Below are 16,086 nucleotides of genomic sequence, written 5' to 3'. Positions count from 1 at the left end.
GGCCGTAACGTGATGGCATGGCCAGGAGCACCACCAAGACTCAGAGCGCCCCGGCGAAGCCGGCATCGCGCTCTCGTGCTGCGACGGCTCCCACGAAGAAGCTGCCGCCCGCACCGAAGAAGTACATCGACGACGCCGATCGGCCGCCGCTGGCCGTCAGGGCCTGGCACGGTATCGGCCATGCCGTCGGAGGGCTCTTCCGCGCCTTCGGACCGGAGACTCTCGAGAAGGATCAGCGCCGAGACGGGTTCCCGCTGCTGCTGGTGCTGCTCGCCTGCCTCGGTGCGGTGAACGAGTGGTTCTTCATCGGCAACGAGGTCGCGCAGAACATCAGCGCCTACAGCGTCGGTCTGCTCGTCGGGCGGGTGGCGTTCTTCATGCCCGTCCTCCTGCTTCTCCTGGCCGGCTGGCTCTTCAGGCATCCCTCATCGGTGCATGACAACGGTCGCATCGGGATCGGGTTCGGGCTCTTCGTGCTCACCGTGGCCGGCATCTGCCATGTCGCATCCGCACATGCGGGGGCCGCCGGCGAGCTCGTGCGCGCGCAACCGCGTGACGGCATGCTCGCGCTCAGCGCGGCAGGCGGCCTGTTCGGCTGGATGATCGGCGAGCCGTTGTCGTATCTCACACCGGTCGGGGCGTACATCGTGCTCGTCCTGCTCGGTGTCCTGAGCATCCTGATCCTCACGAAGACGCCTCCGAATCGCATCGGGCGCCGTCTGGGCGATCTCTACGCCTGGATGTTCGATGCGGAACGGGTCGAGAAGCCCGTCAAGGAGAGCGCTGCCGTCGACGAGGCCGACCAGGTCGACGATCCTGACGTCCTGCCCTGGTGGCGTCGCAACAAGACCGGCCGGGAGGAGGACCCGGAGGGGGCCTCCGACTCGCAGGCGATCACCGAGCTCTTCACGCAGCCGACCACGCCGGCCTACGACCAGGCGATCATCGTCGACGACGCGCAAGATGCGGCAACCGAGGTCCTCACCGATGTGCAGGCCCTGACCCAGAAGCTCTCCGAGAAGAACACCACCGCTCTCATGGACGACAGCGGCGACACCGGAGAGCAGCCCGAACTCCCGGGGCTCGACGGATTCGGAACCGAGGGATCCGGCGATCGAGGACCGCAGGCCCCCGTGGCGCCGTATCATCTCCCGTCTGCGGCCCTCCTCAAGGAGGGGCCGCCGCCGGTGATGCGCTCCGAGGCGACGGACCGCGTGATCGAGCAGATCACGAGCGTGCTCTCGCAGTTCAAGGTCGACGCGAAGGTCACCGGGTTCTCGCGCGGGCCGACAGTCACGCAGTACGAGGTCGAGGTCGGTCACGGCGTCAAGGTCGAGAAGATCCTCCAGCTCAGCAACAACTTCGCTTACGCCGTCGCGTCGAACGACGTGCGCATCCTCTCGCCGATCCCTGGCAAGAGCGCGATCGGCATCGAGATCCCGAACGCCGACAAGGAGATGGTGGCCCTCGGCGACGTGCTGCGATCGCCTGCAGCGATGAAGAGCACGCATCCGATGACGATCGGCGTCGGCAAGGACGTCGGCGGCAACATCGTCGTCGCGAACCTCGCGAAGATGCCTCACCTGCTGGTGGCCGGTTCCACGGGATCGGGAAAGTCGAGTTTCGTGAACTCGATGATCACGAGCCTGCTCATGCGTGCGAAGCCCGCCGATGTCCGCATGGTGCTGATCGACCCGAAGCGCGTCGAGCTCACCAGTTACGCCGGTGTCCCGCACCTGATCACGCCCATCATCACGAACCCGAAGAAGGCGGCCGAAGCCTTGCAGTGGGTCGTGAAGGAGATGGACATGCGGTACGACGATCTCGCATCGTTCGGATTCCGCCACATCGACGACTTCAACCGTGCGGTCCGCGCGGGCGAGGTCGAGGTGCCCGTGGGCAGCGAGCGCGTGCTCAAGCCCTACCCTTACCTGCTGGTCGTCGTCGATGAGCTCGCCGACCTCATGATGGTCGCGCCGCGAGACGTCGAGGACTCGATCGTCCGCATCACCCAGCTCGCCCGTGCATCCGGCATCCACCTGGTCCTCGCGACCCAGCGCCCGAGCGTCGACGTCGTGACCGGCCTGATCAAGGCCAACGTGCCGTCCCGTCTGGCGTTCGCGGTGACGAGCGTGACCGACAGCCGTGTCATCCTCGATGCCCCAGGCGCAGACAAGCTCATCGGACAGGGTGATGCCCTGTTCTCCCCGATGGGCTCGTCGAAGCCGTTCCGGCTCCAGGGCGCCTGGGTGGACGAGAAGGAGATCGAGTCGGTCGTCAAGCACGTCACGGCTCAGGCCCGCCCCGAGTACCGTCCCGATGTCGCCGAGTCGGCGGAGACCAAGAAGAAGGAAGTCGACGAGGACATCGGCGACGATCTCGAGCTTCTGCTCGCCGCCGCGGAACTGGTCGTCTCGTCGCAGTTCGGATCGACGTCGATGCTTCAGCGCAAGCTGCGTGTCGGATTCGCGAAGGCGGGACGGTTGATGGATCTGCTGGAGTCGCGCGAGATCGTCGGACCGTCCGAGGGCTCCAAGGCGAGGGACGTCCTGGTGACGGCAGAGCAACTCGGGGGCGTGATGGCGAAGCTGCGCGGAGAGGATCCCGAGCCCGCCTCCAAGCCCGTCGACGCCGCACCCGCCGGCGCTGCACCGACGGGGTTCGACCCGATCGAGGCGCAGTTCGAGGGACTTCCCGTCGTCGAAGCCGAGGGCGATGAGGACGCCTGGGGCCTCACCGGGAGGGACTGATGGCGATTCCGCGGCAGCTTCCCAACGCGATCACGGTCGCGCGCATCCCCCTCGCCGTCGTCTTCTTCGTGCTCCTGCTGATCGGGGGCTCGTACGGGCTCGATGACATCATGGTGCGCTGGATCGCGGGGATACTCTTCGTCGTGGCGATCTCGACCGACTGGGTCGATGGCTATCTCGCCCGCAAGTACGACATCGTCAGCGATTTCGGAAAGCTCTGGGATCCGATCGCCGACAAGCTGCTCACCGGTGCCGGGTTCGTCGGTCTCGCCGTCCTCGGCGAATGGCCGTGGTGGATCGTCATCGTGATCCTCATCCGCGAGTGGGGGATCACGATCCACCGGTTCATCGTCGCGAAGCAGCACATCGTCGCCGCGGCCTGGATGGGCAAGCTCAAGACCGCGCTTCAGGGCGTCGCGCTGAGCTGGTGGCTTCTGCCGCTGCACGTGTGGATGGGGATGGACATCTGGTCGGGCGTGGGGATCGTCCTCATGTGGGCGACGCTCGTCCTCACCGTGGCCAGCGGCATCGATTACGTGGCAGCCCAGGTGCGGGGCGCCCGTGGAGCGAAGGCGTGACGACGGCGGCTGAGGTCGTCACCGTGCTGCTGGCGCGGGGCTGGACGCTGGGGGTCGCGGAGTCCCTGACCGGGGGAGCGCTGTCGTCGGCCATCGTCTCCGTACCCGGCGCGTCCGACGTACTCAACGGTGGTGTCGTGGCCTATGCGACCCCGGTGAAGCACTCGGTGCTCGGCGTGGATGCAGGCCTGCTCGCCGAGCACGGCCCGGTTCATTCGGGTGTCGCCGAGCAGATGGCGCAGGGCGTCAGGACGACGCTCGCGGTCGACGGCAGGTCCGCGGACGTCGGAGTGTCCACGACGGGGATCGCCGGGCCGGAGTCTCCGGACGGTCAGCCGGTCGGAACCGTCCATGTGGGAGTCTCCACGCCGCACGGCACGACGTCCTCCTCCTTCCGGTTCGGCGGTGACCGCGACGAGATCCGGCGACAGACGGTGGATGCCGCCCTCACGGCTCTCGGCCTGGCTCTCGCGGAATAGAGCGCGGCGTCCGCAGGTTGTCTCTGATGTGCTGAATGCTCAGGATGCAGTGCTCACAACCAAACCACAGAGTGAAACGGTAGATTCAACCCCAGCCGGTCGGGTTAGACTGGCGATCCGCTCGGCGTCGATTCCGACGACGGGGAACGAGAGGAGGTTCCGATGATTCTTGTCCGCCAGGAGATCGGCGATGTGCTGAGGGACTTCCGCCTTCAGAAGGGGCGCACGCTCCGTCAGGTCGCAGGCAAGGCCTCTGTCGCACTCGGTTACCTCAGCGAGGTCGAGCGTGGTCAGAAGGAGGCTTCGAGCGAGATCCTCGCTTCGGTGGCCGAAGCCCTCGATGTCCCCATCTCGACCATCATGCGAGAAGTCGGCGATCGCATTTCGGTGCTCGAGGGCCTTCAGGTGTTCCCGGACGTCGTGCCGGACGACCTGGTCGCCTCCATCGAGCCCGAGCTATCGCTGCACTGAGCGTCGGGTGGTGAATCTGCGCGATGCGACGCAGTGAGTTCCTTCGTGCCGTCGACAGCGAGTTCGGCGCCAGAGGCGCCTCGCTCGTGAACGACCTCGTCCTTCACGAGCTCGGCGGCAGGACGCCGGAGCAGGCGCTGGACGCCGGCGTTCCGCCCCGCGAGATCTGGCTGACGCTGTGCGCCGCGACGGACGTTCCGCTGGCGCGACAGCACGGCGCGGGTCGGCTCGAGCCCCGAGGGCGCTGAGCCGATTCGAGCGCATCTGCGCCCCGTCATGCCTTCCCTGCGGCGTGTCGTCGAAGATGTGTTCGAGATGCGCGTATCGTTCTGCACAAGTGGTTGAACGCCATGTCTTTCCACGGTTCGTGGGAGCTGACGACGCGATGTCGGAGGCTCGACGTACCGTGAATGCCATGGCACCAAGCCATACGCCTTGTCGGAGAGTTTGCCCCAGCCGGGGGAGGCCGCGACAGCCTACAGGCGGCAGCAGCGCGAGCAGAAGGAGCACGTCATGCCATCACCCGCAGACCGCGAGAAGGCCCTCGAGTCGGCCCTCGCACAGATCGACCGCCAGTTCGGAAAGGGCTCGGTCATGCGACTGGGCAGTGATGAGCGCGCGCCGGTCGAGGTCATCCCCACCGGCTCCATCGCCCTCGATGTCGCGCTCGGCGTCGGAGGGCTTCCGCGCGGCCGCATCATCGAGATCTACGGGCCGGAGTCCTCTGGTAAGACGACCCTGACGCTGCACGCGATCGCGAACGTCCAGCGGGCGGGCGGTATCGCCGCCTTCGTCGACGCGGAGCACGCGCTCGATCCCGACTATGCGGCCAAGCTCGGCGTCGACATCGACCAGCTGCTCGTGTCGCAGCCCGACACCGGTGAGCAGGCTCTCGAGATCGCCGACATGCTGATCCGTTCCGGGGCCATCGACCTCGTCGTCATCGACTCCGTGGCAGCCCTGGTGCCGCGTGCGGAGATCGAGGGCGAGATGGGCGACTCGCACGTCGGCCTCCAGGCCCGACTGATGTCGCAGGCGCTCCGCAAGCTCACGGGTGGTCTGAATCAGACCAAGACCACCGCGATCTTCATCAACCAGCTGCGCGAGAAGATCGGCGTGTTCTTCGGCTCTCCGGAGACCACCGCCGGTGGAAAGGCGCTGAAGTTCTACGCTTCGGTCCGCCTCGACATTCGCCGGATCGAGACGCTGAAGGACGGCGCAGAGGCCGTGGGAAACCGGACGAGGGTCAAGGTCGTCAAGAACAAGATGGCCCCGCCGTTCAAGCAGGCCGAGTTCGACATCCTCTACGGCGTCGGCATCTCCCGAGAGGGAAGCCTGATCGATTTCGGGGTCGACCACGGGATCGTGAAGAAGTCGGGCTCGTGGTACACCTACGACGGAGATCAGCTGGGCCAGGGCAAGGAGAACGCTCGTACGTTCCTCATCAACAATCCCGATGTGGCGCTGGCGATCGAGACCCAGATCAAGCAGAAGCTCGGGATCGGCGGCGCTGCGGCACCGGAGGCCGCTGACGAGCTCGCGCAGCGCCGTCCGGCGTGAGAATGCCCGGTCATCGGTGAGTCATGACTGAGGAGAACGAGGAGCAGATCGCTCCTGTGATCCCGCTCTTCGGTTCGGGAGACGTTGCGGCGGCTCCCGGCCGGAGAGAGAGATCACGAGGCACCGGCGAGGATGCATCGAATGAGCATCATCCTGCGGGCAAGGGAGCATGGGCGTCGGCAGCACGTGCTGCGTCCTCGGCCGAATCGCCGGGCGCTGCGTCTTCGGCCGAATCGTCGGGCGCCGCATCCGCGCAGCCGCGGCTGAGGGCGCTCCGGCAGCGAGGCGATGACTCCCATGAGGACGCCGACGACGTTCCTCTGGATCCGGCTGAGCAGGCCGAGAAGGCCACGGAGGCCTTGGTCCGCAAGCTGAGGACGCGCTCGCTGTCGGTGGCTGAAGCGAGCGTCTTCCTTCGCGGACAGCACCTCGGACGTGCTCAGGTCGAGCAGATTCTGGATGAGTTCCTGGCACGCAAGTATCTGGACGACCGCATGCTCGCGAGCCACCTCGTCGTCTCGGGCCATGAGCGCAAAGGGCAAGGACGAATAGCGCTGTCGAGAATCCTCGCGCAGCGCGGCATCCCTCGAGACATCGCAGACGCCGCCCTCGAGGAGCTGCCCGACGACGACTTCGAGCGGGCCCTCGAGTTCGCCAGAGGGAAGATGCGGTCGATGGCGCGCCTCGACGAGGAGACGGCGAAGCGCCGGCTCTCGGGTCAGCTGGCGCGCCGTGGGTATCCCGGTGCGCTCGTCGGGAAGGTGGTTCGCCAGGCCATGCAGGAGCAGTCCTTCGGCAGCGGATCCACTCGAGTCCGCTTCGACTGAGGCGCGGACGAGGAGAGCCGGAGGGCCGCACCGCTGAGGTGCGGCCCTCCGGCTCCGCATTCCCGGTTCTGCGTGCGTGGTCGATCGGGTCAGCTCCCCGGCGGGGTGAATCCGCCGCCGGCGGGGAAGTCCCCTCCTTGCGGGAAGGTGAACTCCTCATCATCGGAACCGCCGAGGCCGGCGAGTCCGGTGCTCGCGCTCTCCTCGTCGGAGGCGATCTCCTGGTCGAGGTCGGCGAGCACGACCTCATCACCGGAGGACAGCCCTTCGGTGATCTCCGTGCGCTCCGTGCCGACCGCTCCTACCGTCACCGCGACCGTCTGCGGTTCCCCGTTCACGAGACGCGTGACCGTCGTCGAGGTGTCCGTACGGGTGACCGCCGAGGTCGGCACGGTGAGCACGTCGACGGCATCCGCGATCTGCACGTCCGCATCGGCAGTCGCGCCGATGCGGGGAGACTCCTCTCCGGGGTCGACGACGACTGTCACGGTGTAGGACGGTGTCGAACTCGTCGAGACGTTCAGCACGCCGATGGACGAGACCTCCCCGGCGTACTCCGAGCCGAAGGCGGGGAGAGAGACCTCCGCTGACTGGCCGACGGCGACGCCCGCGATCCTGCTGAGCGTGACGGTCGCCTCCACGATGTATCCGCTCGACCCCTGAACCGTGATGACGGCCGTATCGGATGCAGCGGAGACGCTGTCGCCTGCCGCCATCGCGACCGAGACCACCGTGCCGTCGATCGGGCTCGTGAGGTTCGCGAACGTGAGATTCTGCTGCGCGATCGCCAGTTCGGCCTCGGCCAGATCGATCTCGGCACGGTCCGCGAGGATGCGCTCCGCCGTGATCGTCCCCGCGGCGCCGGACAGCGAGTCCCCGGTTCCCGCAGTGCCCGTCGAGGACGAGCTCGCCGATGGCGAGGACGCTCCGCCTGCGCTTACGTCGTTCGTGCCCGTCGAGCCGGTGCTCCCGGAGCCCGATTCGGTGTCACCAGACGTCGAAGGCCTGCTCGTCGAGGGCGTCCCCAGCACCCCTTGCAGAACGGCGACCTTCTCGTCCAGAGCCGTGGCCGCATCGGCGAGTGCGGTGTTCGCGGTACTCGTGGTGGCCTGGGCGGCCTCGGACGCGGACACCGCCGTCTGACACTCGTTCAGCTGCGCCTGGACGGTCTGGAGAGCATCTTGGAGAGCGTCGGCGGCGCCGGTGCCGTCGTCGGAGTCGTCCGTGTCGAGCGACGCATCGGTGGCAGGGTCATCGTTCTGCTCTGCGCCGGCTTCGTTCTGCTCCAGGCCGGCGCCGGCGGTCTCCTCGCTCTCGGGTTCCGTGGAGTCTTCCTGCGTCAGCGAGGCCTCCAGGAACGGAGCGCAGGTCTCCTCCGCGACGGCGACGGCTGCTGAGGACGCTTCTCCTGCCGACATCGCCTCCGTGTAGCGGGCGAGCAGAGCCTGCTGTGCGTCCGTGACCGCGGCAAGCGCCTCCTGGGCGCCCGCGTCTCCGGTGCCGGCGGAACTGCTCGTTCCGGTTCCGTCCGCGGCTCCGGTGCTGCCGGTCGACCCCGAGCCGCCCGTCGACGCTGCGTTCGACGAGGATGCGGAAGACGCGGACGAGGAGCTCGAAGCCGAGCTGCTCGACTGCGCCTCGAGATCGTCCTCGAGGGTCTGCTCGGCATTCGCCACCGCATCCTCGGCCGCGGTGACGGCCTGATCGAGATCGGCAGTGTCCAATGTCGCGAGTTCCTGCCCGGCAGAAACCTGATCGCCCAGCGCGACCAGCACGGAAGAGACTGTTCCCGACACCTGGAAGGCGACGGCGCTGCTGCTCGAGGAAGCGAGCTGCCCGCTCAACGAGAGGGTCTCGGCGACATCGGCGACCTCGGCGAGAGCGGTCCGGTAGTTCCCGCCCGAGTCCTGCGTCGCCGCGTACACGGCGCCCGTCCCCGAAGCGAGAACGACCGCGGCGACGGCGATGCCGGCGAGCACTCTGTTGCGCGGGCGGGCGAACACGGACCCCCATCCGTCGCGCAGGCGGGCACTGATCGGTGCCCGTGCAGCGCGCTCATCCGGCACGGCAGGGTCGAGGATGCCGTCCTGGCTCATTCGCTGTCCTCCGTGTCGTCGCCGCTCGTCCCGTCGGTGCCGAGGAACCCGTTGCCGCCGCCCGGGAAGCCGCCGCCGAGACCCGTGCCGCATTCGCCATCGTCATCGGGGTCGGACAGGGCGAGCGAGGTGGCGTCGTAGCCGCCGGCATCGTCCGCCTCGCCGCGGGCAGTGACGCACAGGCCCGTTGCGATATCAGCCGTCGTCGCCGCGACGGTTCCCGTCACCGCCGTGTCGTCGGAGACGGTGACATCGGTGGTCGTGGTCTCGGCATCATCCCCGAACCCGGTGGACTCGACCGTCAGTGCTCCTTCATCGACGGCGGTCACCGCACCGCTGATGAACTGCCCGAAGCCTCCAGGCGTACCCTCGGCACCGCCTGCTCCCTCTGGGGCGTCGGTGGGCATGCCCGAAGGCGCGCCGTCCTGCCGCTCGCCGTCACCCTCGCCGCCGGTCGGGGCCTCGCCGTCTCCGCCGGGAAAGCCGCCGCCGAATCCGAGGCTGCATGTCCCGTCCTCTGCGGCATCCGACACGGTCACCGAGGTCGCGGTGGTGCCGTCCTCGTCCGTCACGATCGTGACGCAGTCCCCGACGACGATCGTCGCGGCATCCACGGACACCGTCTTCGTCACCGTCGTGTCATTCGTGTAGCGCACCGCCGTCTGTTCGTCGTCCCCCTGCACCTGCAGAAGGCCGTCCTCGGAGTAGGCGATGAGCCCGCTCACCCCGGCGGGGGTCTGCGGCATCTGCTGATCAGTGGAGGGCTGCGTCGTCGATGCGGCCTGGTTCTGCTCGGTGGCCGAGGCGCAGCCGGCCAACAGGATTCCGCCGACGATGAGCATCGATGATGCCGCCAAGACGGTGCGCAGGCGTGAGGTGGTGGTGATCATGAGTTGTTCCTTGTCGGTGCGGGTCATTCGCTGCGAAGAGCGTCGATGGGGACGAGCCGCGCGGCCCTGGTGGCCGGATACACGCCGAAAGTGAGACTGATCGCGACGGCGACGCCGAGCGCGAGGAAGACGGTCGGGATCGAGACGACCACCGAACTGCCGATGAGGGCAGGGAGCGCGAGGGCGGCGACGATGCCGAGGACGACCCCGACGACACCTCCTCCCAGGCCCAGCACAGCGGCCTCCAGAAGGAACTGGTTGCGGATCGCTCCCGGAGGGGCTCCGAGCGCCTTGCGCAGACCGATCTCCCTCGTTCGCTCCGTGACGGAGACGAGCATGATGTTCATCACGCCGATGCCGCCGACGAGCAGCGAGAGCGCGGCGACGCCGGCCAGCAGCACGGTGAGCGTCTGATAGATCGCGGTCGCGGTGCTCACGAGGGCGTCCTGGCTCTCCAAAGTGAAGTCCGCGCTGTCGACGTCGGTGATGCCGTGCACGTTGAGCAGGATCGATTCCACCTCCTGGTAGGCCGCGGAGAGCACCTCGTCGGATGCGGCCTTGACGTAGATGGTGCTGACGGCCGATGCGGTCGTGCCGCCCATGACGGTGCTGGTCGCCGTGGAGAGCGGGATGATCGCGGCGTCGTCGAGATTCGTGGCCGAGCTCGACCCGGCCGTCTCCAGCACGCCGATGATCTCGAAGGTGCTGCCGTCGATCGTCACCGACTGCCCGACGACGTTCGTCGTGCCGAACAGCTCCTCTGCGGTCTCCGAGCCGAGGACGACGACGCTCGCATGCGTGGAGTAGTCCTCCTCGGTGAAGAACTCTCCGATGGCGACGTCGCGGGAGCGGACCTCGGTCCAGGACGTGGTCGTGCCCGTGACCGTCGTCGTCCAGTTCGTGTCGTTCGCGACGAGCGACAACGAGGAGGTCTTCTCCGGTGCGACGCTCTGCACGTCTGGTGCGGATACCGCGGAGTCGAGGGCTTCGGCATCGGCTGCGGTCAACGTCGTCGAGGTGCCGAATCCGCCGCGGATGCCGCTGGAGTCCGTGCTCGATCCGGGCGACACGATGAGCAGGTTGCTGCCCAGCGAGCTGATCTCCTCGCTGACGTCCTTCTGCGTCCCGAGCCCGAGCCCGACGGTCACGACCACGGCGGCGACGCCGACGAGGATGCCGAGCACCGTCAGCAGGGAGCGCAGGGTGTGCGAGCGGATGGCGTGCCACGCCGTGGCGAGGGTCTCGGACCCGTTCATGCCGAGACCTCGCCGTCGTCGATCCGTCCGTCGCGGACCAGGGCGATCCGCCCTGCACGTTCGCCGACCTCTGCCTCGTGCGTGATGAGCACGATCGTGCGCCCGGAGGTGTTCAGCTCGTCGAAGAATCCGAGGACGTCGTTCGTGGAGGCCGAATCGAGGTTTCCGGTCGGCTCATCGGCCAGGATCATCGTCGGATCTCCCACGAGGGCTCGCGCGACGGCGACACGCTGCTGCTGCCCCCCGGACAGCTCGTTGGGGTGGTTGCCGAGCCGGGACTCGAGTCCCACACGGGTGAGCGCGGCGACGGCCCGGTCGCGGCGCTCCTCCTTCCCGACCCCTGCATAGACGAGGGGGAGCTCGACGTTGCGGAGCGCGGACAGCGAGGGGAGCAGGTGGAACTGCTGGAAGACGAAGCCGATCCTGCGGTTGCGGACCTGCGCGAGTGCGCTCTCGCTGAGTCGCGCGACGTCGTCTCCGCCGAGTCGGTAGCTGCCGGAGGTGAGGACGTCGAGGCATCCGAGGATGTTCATCAGGGTGGACTTGCCCGACCCGGATGGCCCCATGATCGCAAGGTATTCGCCCTCGTCGACGCGAAGGTCGATCCCGCGGAGCGCCTCGAACTCGATGTCACCCGTGCGGTAGGTCTTTCGGGCGTCGACGAGCTCGATGACGGCATCGGGCCTGCCGTCGTCACGAGCGTCGACGGCATCGTCGATGAGGAGCCCGCTCACGGCCGGGCTCCGTCGCCGCCGGGCATCTGGCCGCCGCTGGGGAACTCCCCGCTGTCTCCGCCGGGGAAGGTGCCCGTGCCCCCGCCGGGGAAGGAACCAGTGCCGGAGTTGCCCTCGCCGGGCGTGAAACTCGCGACCAGGACCTCGTCGCCCTCCTCGATACCGGACAGGATCTCGGTGTAGTCCCCGCTCGTCTCGCCGACCTCGACGTCGACCTCGGATTGCGATCCGTCGTCCGCGATCACGATGACGGTGCTGGTGCCATCGGTCGTGGTGACTGCGGCGGAGGAGACCGCGAGGACCTCGGTACGACGCTCGTACACGATCGAACCGGTCAGGGAGACGCCGTCGTACAGGCCCTCGCCGTCGCCGGTGAGCGTGACGGTCACGGTGTACTGGGCCGAGCCGTCCGTCGTACTCGGCAGCAGCCCCACCTCGGAGACGACACCGAAGTACTCCGTGCCGTCGTCGGAGGCGAGCTCGACCTGCTGACCGTCCGCGACGTTCGCGATGTCCGTCTCGCCGACCGACACGGACATGCTCCAGTCATCCGTGCTCACGAGAGAGAACCCGGCCGTGCTCGAGGCAGTCGAGCCGTCGGTGCTGGAGCTCGTCGAGCCCGGCGTCGAGCTCGATGCCGCGGATCCGCTCGATCCGGAGGACGAACCGGAACCGGAGGAGCCGCTGACCTTGTCGCCCACCGCGACGCCGACGCTCGTGATGAGGCCGTCGGCAGGCGCCAGGAGGGATGCATCATCCATCGCCTCCTCGGCTGCATCGACGTCCGACTGCGCGACATCGATAGCGGCGGATGCTGCGGCGATGCGGGTGTCGGTGGCGTCGGCATCCTCGGCATCCGCGAGGCTCGCCCTGGCCTCGGCGAGCGTCGCCTCGGCGTCGAGCAGGTCCGCTTCGAGCTGAAGGGTGTCGACGGTGGCGAGCACATCGCCCTTCGACACCGTCTGACCTGCCTCCACGTTCACGGACGTGACGGTGCCTGACACCTCGAAGCTCACATCCTCCTGCACGGCCGGGGTGACGGTGCCACTCGCGGCGACGGTCTTCTCCAGCGTCTGCAGACTCGCCGTCTCGGTCTGGGTGATCGCCTGAGCGGACGTGTTCTGAGACGGGATCAGGAAGCCGAGCACCCAGATCGCGGTGGCGGCGACGATGATCACCGCCGCGGCCACGATGATCTTGGTGCGCAGCCGGAGGCGTGCGAGGAATGTTCGGGCGCTCATGTCTGGCGTCGTCTCCTGTCGGGTCAGAGGGGGTGGTCGCTCGCGGGAGCGGAAGTCGACGTGTGAGACGTTAGGGACGCGGATGAGGGGGGCATTAGGGGATTCCGATGAATCCGCTGGGACTCCCGTACGCATCCCGGCGGCGGAGGCGAACGTAGAATGTCTTCATCATGAGTACTCCGCGCAGTGAACCGACGATCATCGCGTCCTCCGCCGCGGCTGTCGGCATGGACGGCCGCCAGCGCTCCTACGAGGTGCGCACCTTCGGCTGCCAGATGAACGTGCATGACTCCGAGCGGCTCTCCGGCTCGCTGGAGAGCGCCGGCTACGTGAAGGCGGGTGCCGGCGAGGAGGCCGACGTCGTCATCATCAACACCTGCGCCGTGCGAGACAACGCCGCAGGCAAGCTGTACGGCACCCTCGGGCACCTGAAGTCCATCAAGGACAAGCACGACGGTATGCAGATCGCCGTCGGCGGGTGCCTCGCGCAGATGGACAAGGACGTCGTCCAGCAGAAGGCACCCTGGGTCGACGTCGTCTTCGGCACGCACAACATGGGGTCGCTCCCCGGGCTGCTTGAGCGCGCACGCCACAACGGCGACGCGGAGCTCGAGATCCTCGAGTCCCTCGAGATCTTCCCGTCGACGCTTCCCACCAAGCGCGACTCAGCGCACAGCGGCTGGGTGTCGATCTCGGTCGGATGCAACAACACCTGCACCTTCTGCATCGTCCCGAGTCTGCGCGGTAGGGAGAAGGACCGTCGTCCCGGCGACATCCTGAACGAGATCCGCCTGCTCGTCGAGGACGGCGCGATCGAGGTGACGCTGCTCGGGCAGAACGTCAACTCCTACGGCGTGGAGTTCGGCGATCGCCACGCCTTCGGAAAGCTCCTGCGCGCGGCGGGCGAGATCGAGGGCCTGGAGCGGATCCGGTTCACCAGCCCGCATCCTGCCGCGTTCACCGACGACGTGATCGACGCGATGGCGGAGACGACCGCGGTGATGCCGCAGCTGCACATGCCGCTGCAGTCCGGCAGCGACCGCATCCTCAAGGCGATGCGCCGCTCGTACCGGAGCGAGAAGTTCCTCGGCATCCTCGACCGCGTCCGTGAGCGGATGCCGCACGCGGCGATCTCCACCGACATCATCGTCGGCTTCCCCGGCGAGACGGAGGAGGACTTCCAGGACACCCTGCGCGTGGTCGAGCAGGCCCGCTTCGCGAACGCGTTCACCTTCCAGTACTCGATCCGCGAGGGGACGCCGGCCGCGACCATGGCCGATCAGGTTCCCAAAGACGTCGTGCAGGAGCGGTACAACCGGCTGATCGCGCTTCAGGAGCGCATCTCCCTGGAGGAGAACCAGAAGCAGGTCGGGCGGACCGTCGACGTGCTGGTCTCCGTCGGCGAGGGCAAGAAGGATGCGGAGACGCATCGTCTCACCGGCCGGGCGGAGGACAACCGCCTCGTGCACTTCGAGCTGACGGAGGGCTCTGAGCTGCCGCGACCGGGCGATGTCGTCACGGTGACCATCACGCACGGCGCTCCGTTCCACCTCCTCGCGGACGACCCGACGGGTGCTCCGTTGAGGATCCGCCGCACGCGCGGCGGAGACGCCTGGGATCGCGCGCAGGCGGAGTCGTGCGGAGTGCCCGCCCCAGCAGGAGCCGCCTCCGGCGCGCCGCGCGCGGTGTCGCTCGGGCTGCCCACGCTGCGCGCCGGCGTCTGATCGACGCCGGATGCGGGGGATGGGATGACGAGTCCGAGGCTGTGGGCTGTCGTCGGCGCCACCGGCACGGGCAAGAGCGACCTCGCGCTTCGGCTGGCCGAGAGCCTGCGGGCGAGCGGGAACCCCGCGGAGATCGTGAACGCCGATGCCATGCAGCTGTACCGCGGCATGGATATCGGCACGGCCAAGCTGACGCTCGAGGAGCGGCGCGGCATCCCGCATCATCTCTTCGACGTCCGTGAGGTGACCCAGGAGGCCGCGGTCGCCTGGTACCAGCCGCTCGCCCGTGCGGCCGTCGAGGAGATCCATGCGCGCGGCGGGGACGCGATCCTCGTCGGCGGTTCCGGTCTGTACGTCTCGAGCGTGATCTTCGACTTCCGGTTCCCGCCCAGGGACGCTGCGACGAGGGAGCGACTGGAGCGCGAGCTCGACGAGCTCGGGGCCGGAGTCCTGTTCGAGCGGTTGCGTATCGCCGATCCGCTCACCGCCCAGCGGGTGGACCCGAAGAACGGACGTCGCATCGTCAGGGCCCTCGAGGTGCTCGAGCAGGGCGAGGCGACGCACGGCGCCGCGTTGCCTGCGGCGCCGGTGCTCTGGCGGCCTGGAACGAGGATCATCGGCGTGCATGTGGAACGGGCGGAGCACGTGCAGCGGCTGGACGAGCGCGTGGAGGGGATGTGGGCGGCCGGTCTTCTCGACGAGGTGCGGATGCTGCGCGAGCTCGGCCTGGAGCGTGGCGTCACCGCGAGCAGGGCGATCGGATACGCGCAGGCGCTGGCTCAGCTGGACGACCGGATGACGCAGGATCAGGCGATCGCGGAGACTCAGGCGTTGACCCGCCGCTATGCGCGCCGCCAGGTCTCGTGGTTCAAGCGGTACCCGACGATCGAATGGCGCGACCCGATGTCGGAGGCTGCTGACATCCTGAACGCATGACGACGCACTTCTACACCGCCACCAGTCTCGATGGCTTCATCGCGACGCCCGAGCACTCCCTCGACTGGTTGCTGAAGCAGGAGATCGACGAGAACGGGCCGATGGCCTACCCGGCCTTCATCGAGGGAATCGGCGCGCTGGCGATGGGCGCATCGACCTACGAGTGGGTCATGGAGCACGAGAACGGGGTGTGGGGCTATGCGCAGCCGACCTGGGTGTTCACGCATCGCGATCTGGCGGCGCCGACGACCGGTGATGTGCGCTTCACACAGGCCGATGTGCGCGATGTGCACGCAGAGATGACGGCCGCAGCAGGCGAGAAGGACGTCTGGATCGTCGGCGGGGGAGAGCTGGCGGGTCAGTTCGCAGACGCAGGGCTGCTCGACGAGGTGTGGGTGCAGTACGCGCCGGTGACGCTCGGCGCCGGGGCGCCGTTGCTGCCCAGGGCGATGGATCTCGAGCTCGTCGATCACGCCCGGAACGGAGCGTTCCTCTGCGGCCGGTACCGGGTCGTGGGCGCAGGCGCCGCATAGCGCGGATTCCA

General features: G+C 68.0%; 15 protein-coding genes. 10 read left to right on the top strand and 5 right to left on the bottom strand.

Features of this window, described 5'->3' with window-relative positions; genetic code table 11:
• The first annotated feature begins 17 nt into the window (after window positions 1-17).
• From ACWGJP_RS13065 to ACWGJP_RS13035, 7 genes are all read left to right on the top strand, one after another.
• Window positions 18-2,750 carry a DNA translocase FtsK gene (locus ACWGJP_RS13065; RefSeq protein WP_452330208.1) on the top strand — a complete coding sequence of 911 codons (2,733 nt, stop codon included), beginning with the start codon at window positions 18-20 and terminating at the stop codon, window positions 2,748-2,750.
• A complete protein-coding gene (pgsA, locus tag ACWGJP_RS13060; protein WP_452330207.1) occupies window positions 2,750-3,328 on the top strand; it encodes a CDP-diacylglycerol--glycerol-3-phosphate 3-phosphatidyltransferase in 579 nt (192 codons plus the stop codon). Before ACWGJP_RS13065 ends, pgsA begins: the two co-directional genes overlap by 1 nt.
• Window positions 3,325-3,807 (top strand): CinA family protein, encoded by a 483-nt coding sequence (locus tag ACWGJP_RS13055; protein WP_452330206.1) that lies wholly within the window; start codon window positions 3,325-3,327, stop codon window positions 3,805-3,807. Before pgsA ends, ACWGJP_RS13055 begins: the two co-directional genes overlap by 4 nt.
• 162 nt (window positions 3,808-3,969) lie before the next feature.
• On the top strand, window positions 3,970-4,278 hold the full coding sequence (locus ACWGJP_RS13050; protein WP_452330205.1) for a helix-turn-helix domain-containing protein: 309 nt from the start codon (window positions 3,970-3,972) through the stop codon (window positions 4,276-4,278).
• Between the two features lie 23 nt (window positions 4,279-4,301).
• A complete protein-coding gene (locus ACWGJP_RS13045) occupies window positions 4,302-4,526 on the top strand; it encodes a DUF3046 domain-containing protein (RefSeq protein ID WP_452330204.1) in 225 nt (74 codons plus the stop codon).
• Window positions 4,527-4,791: 265 nt separating this feature from the next.
• Window positions 4,792-5,838 carry a recombinase RecA gene (gene recA / locus ACWGJP_RS13040; protein WP_452330203.1) on the top strand — a complete coding sequence of 349 codons (1,047 nt, stop codon included), beginning with the start codon at window positions 4,792-4,794 and terminating at the stop codon, window positions 5,836-5,838.
• Between the two features lie 23 nt (window positions 5,839-5,861).
• The gene (locus ACWGJP_RS13035; protein WP_452330202.1) at window positions 5,862-6,665 is read left to right on the top strand and encodes a regulatory protein RecX; all 804 of its coding nucleotides are present in this window, start codon (window positions 5,862-5,864) and stop codon (window positions 6,663-6,665) included.
• Between the two features lie 89 nt (window positions 6,666-6,754).
• On the opposite strand, the gene ACWGJP_RS13030 is transcribed toward ACWGJP_RS13035, so the two are convergent.
• Genes ACWGJP_RS13030 through ACWGJP_RS13010 form a run of 5 tightly spaced genes read right to left on the bottom strand, consistent with a single transcriptional unit; the run spans window position 6,755 to window position 12,882 of the window.
• Window positions 6,755-8,761 carry an HlyD family efflux transporter periplasmic adaptor subunit gene (locus tag ACWGJP_RS13030; RefSeq protein WP_452330201.1) on the bottom strand — a complete coding sequence of 669 codons (2,007 nt, stop codon included), beginning with the start codon at window positions 8,759-8,761 and terminating at the stop codon, window positions 6,755-6,757.
• Entirely contained in the window at window positions 8,758-9,651 is an 894-nt protein-coding gene (locus tag ACWGJP_RS13025; protein ID WP_452330200.1) for a hypothetical protein, read from the bottom strand. The genes ACWGJP_RS13030 and ACWGJP_RS13025 overlap by 4 nt, the downstream gene beginning before the upstream one ends.
• A gap of 23 nt (window positions 9,652-9,674) precedes the next feature.
• Window positions 9,675-10,907, bottom strand: coding sequence for an ABC transporter permease (locus tag ACWGJP_RS13020; RefSeq protein ID WP_452330199.1), 1,233 nt, complete (start codon window positions 10,905-10,907; stop codon window positions 9,675-9,677).
• Window positions 10,904-11,641: an ABC transporter ATP-binding protein gene (locus ACWGJP_RS13015; protein ID WP_452330198.1), complete on the bottom strand. Its 738-nt coding sequence runs from the start codon at window positions 11,639-11,641 to the stop codon at window positions 10,904-10,906. The genes ACWGJP_RS13020 and ACWGJP_RS13015 overlap by 4 nt, the downstream gene beginning before the upstream one ends.
• Window positions 11,638-12,882, bottom strand: coding sequence for an efflux RND transporter periplasmic adaptor subunit (locus ACWGJP_RS13010; protein ID WP_452330197.1), 1,245 nt, complete (start codon window positions 12,880-12,882; stop codon window positions 11,638-11,640). The genes ACWGJP_RS13015 and ACWGJP_RS13010 overlap by 4 nt, the downstream gene beginning before the upstream one ends.
• 170 nt (window positions 12,883-13,052) lie before the next feature.
• Between ACWGJP_RS13010 and miaB the strand changes: the two genes are divergently transcribed.
• Genes miaB through ACWGJP_RS12995 form a run of 3 tightly spaced genes read left to right on the top strand, consistent with a single transcriptional unit; the run spans window position 13,053 to window position 16,075 of the window.
• Window positions 13,053-14,606 (top strand): tRNA (N6-isopentenyl adenosine(37)-C2)-methylthiotransferase MiaB, encoded by a 1,554-nt coding sequence (gene miaB / locus ACWGJP_RS13005; RefSeq protein WP_452330196.1) that lies wholly within the window; start codon window positions 13,053-13,055, stop codon window positions 14,604-14,606.
• A 24-nt stretch (window positions 14,607-14,630) separates the two neighbouring features.
• Entirely contained in the window at window positions 14,631-15,542 is a 912-nt protein-coding gene (miaA, locus tag ACWGJP_RS13000) for a tRNA (adenosine(37)-N6)-dimethylallyltransferase MiaA (RefSeq protein ID WP_452330195.1), read from the top strand.
• Window positions 15,539-16,075: a dihydrofolate reductase family protein gene (locus ACWGJP_RS12995; protein WP_452330194.1), complete on the top strand. Its 537-nt coding sequence runs from the start codon at window positions 15,539-15,541 to the stop codon at window positions 16,073-16,075. The genes miaA and ACWGJP_RS12995 overlap by 4 nt, the downstream gene beginning before the upstream one ends.
• The last annotated feature ends 11 nt before the right edge of the window (window positions 16,076-16,086 follow it).

This window comes from Microbacterium sp. NPDC055903 (assembly GCF_053615555.1).
The sequence above is the reverse complement of the archived record's forward strand: the minus strand, read 5'-3'. Positions and strand labels throughout refer to the sequence as shown.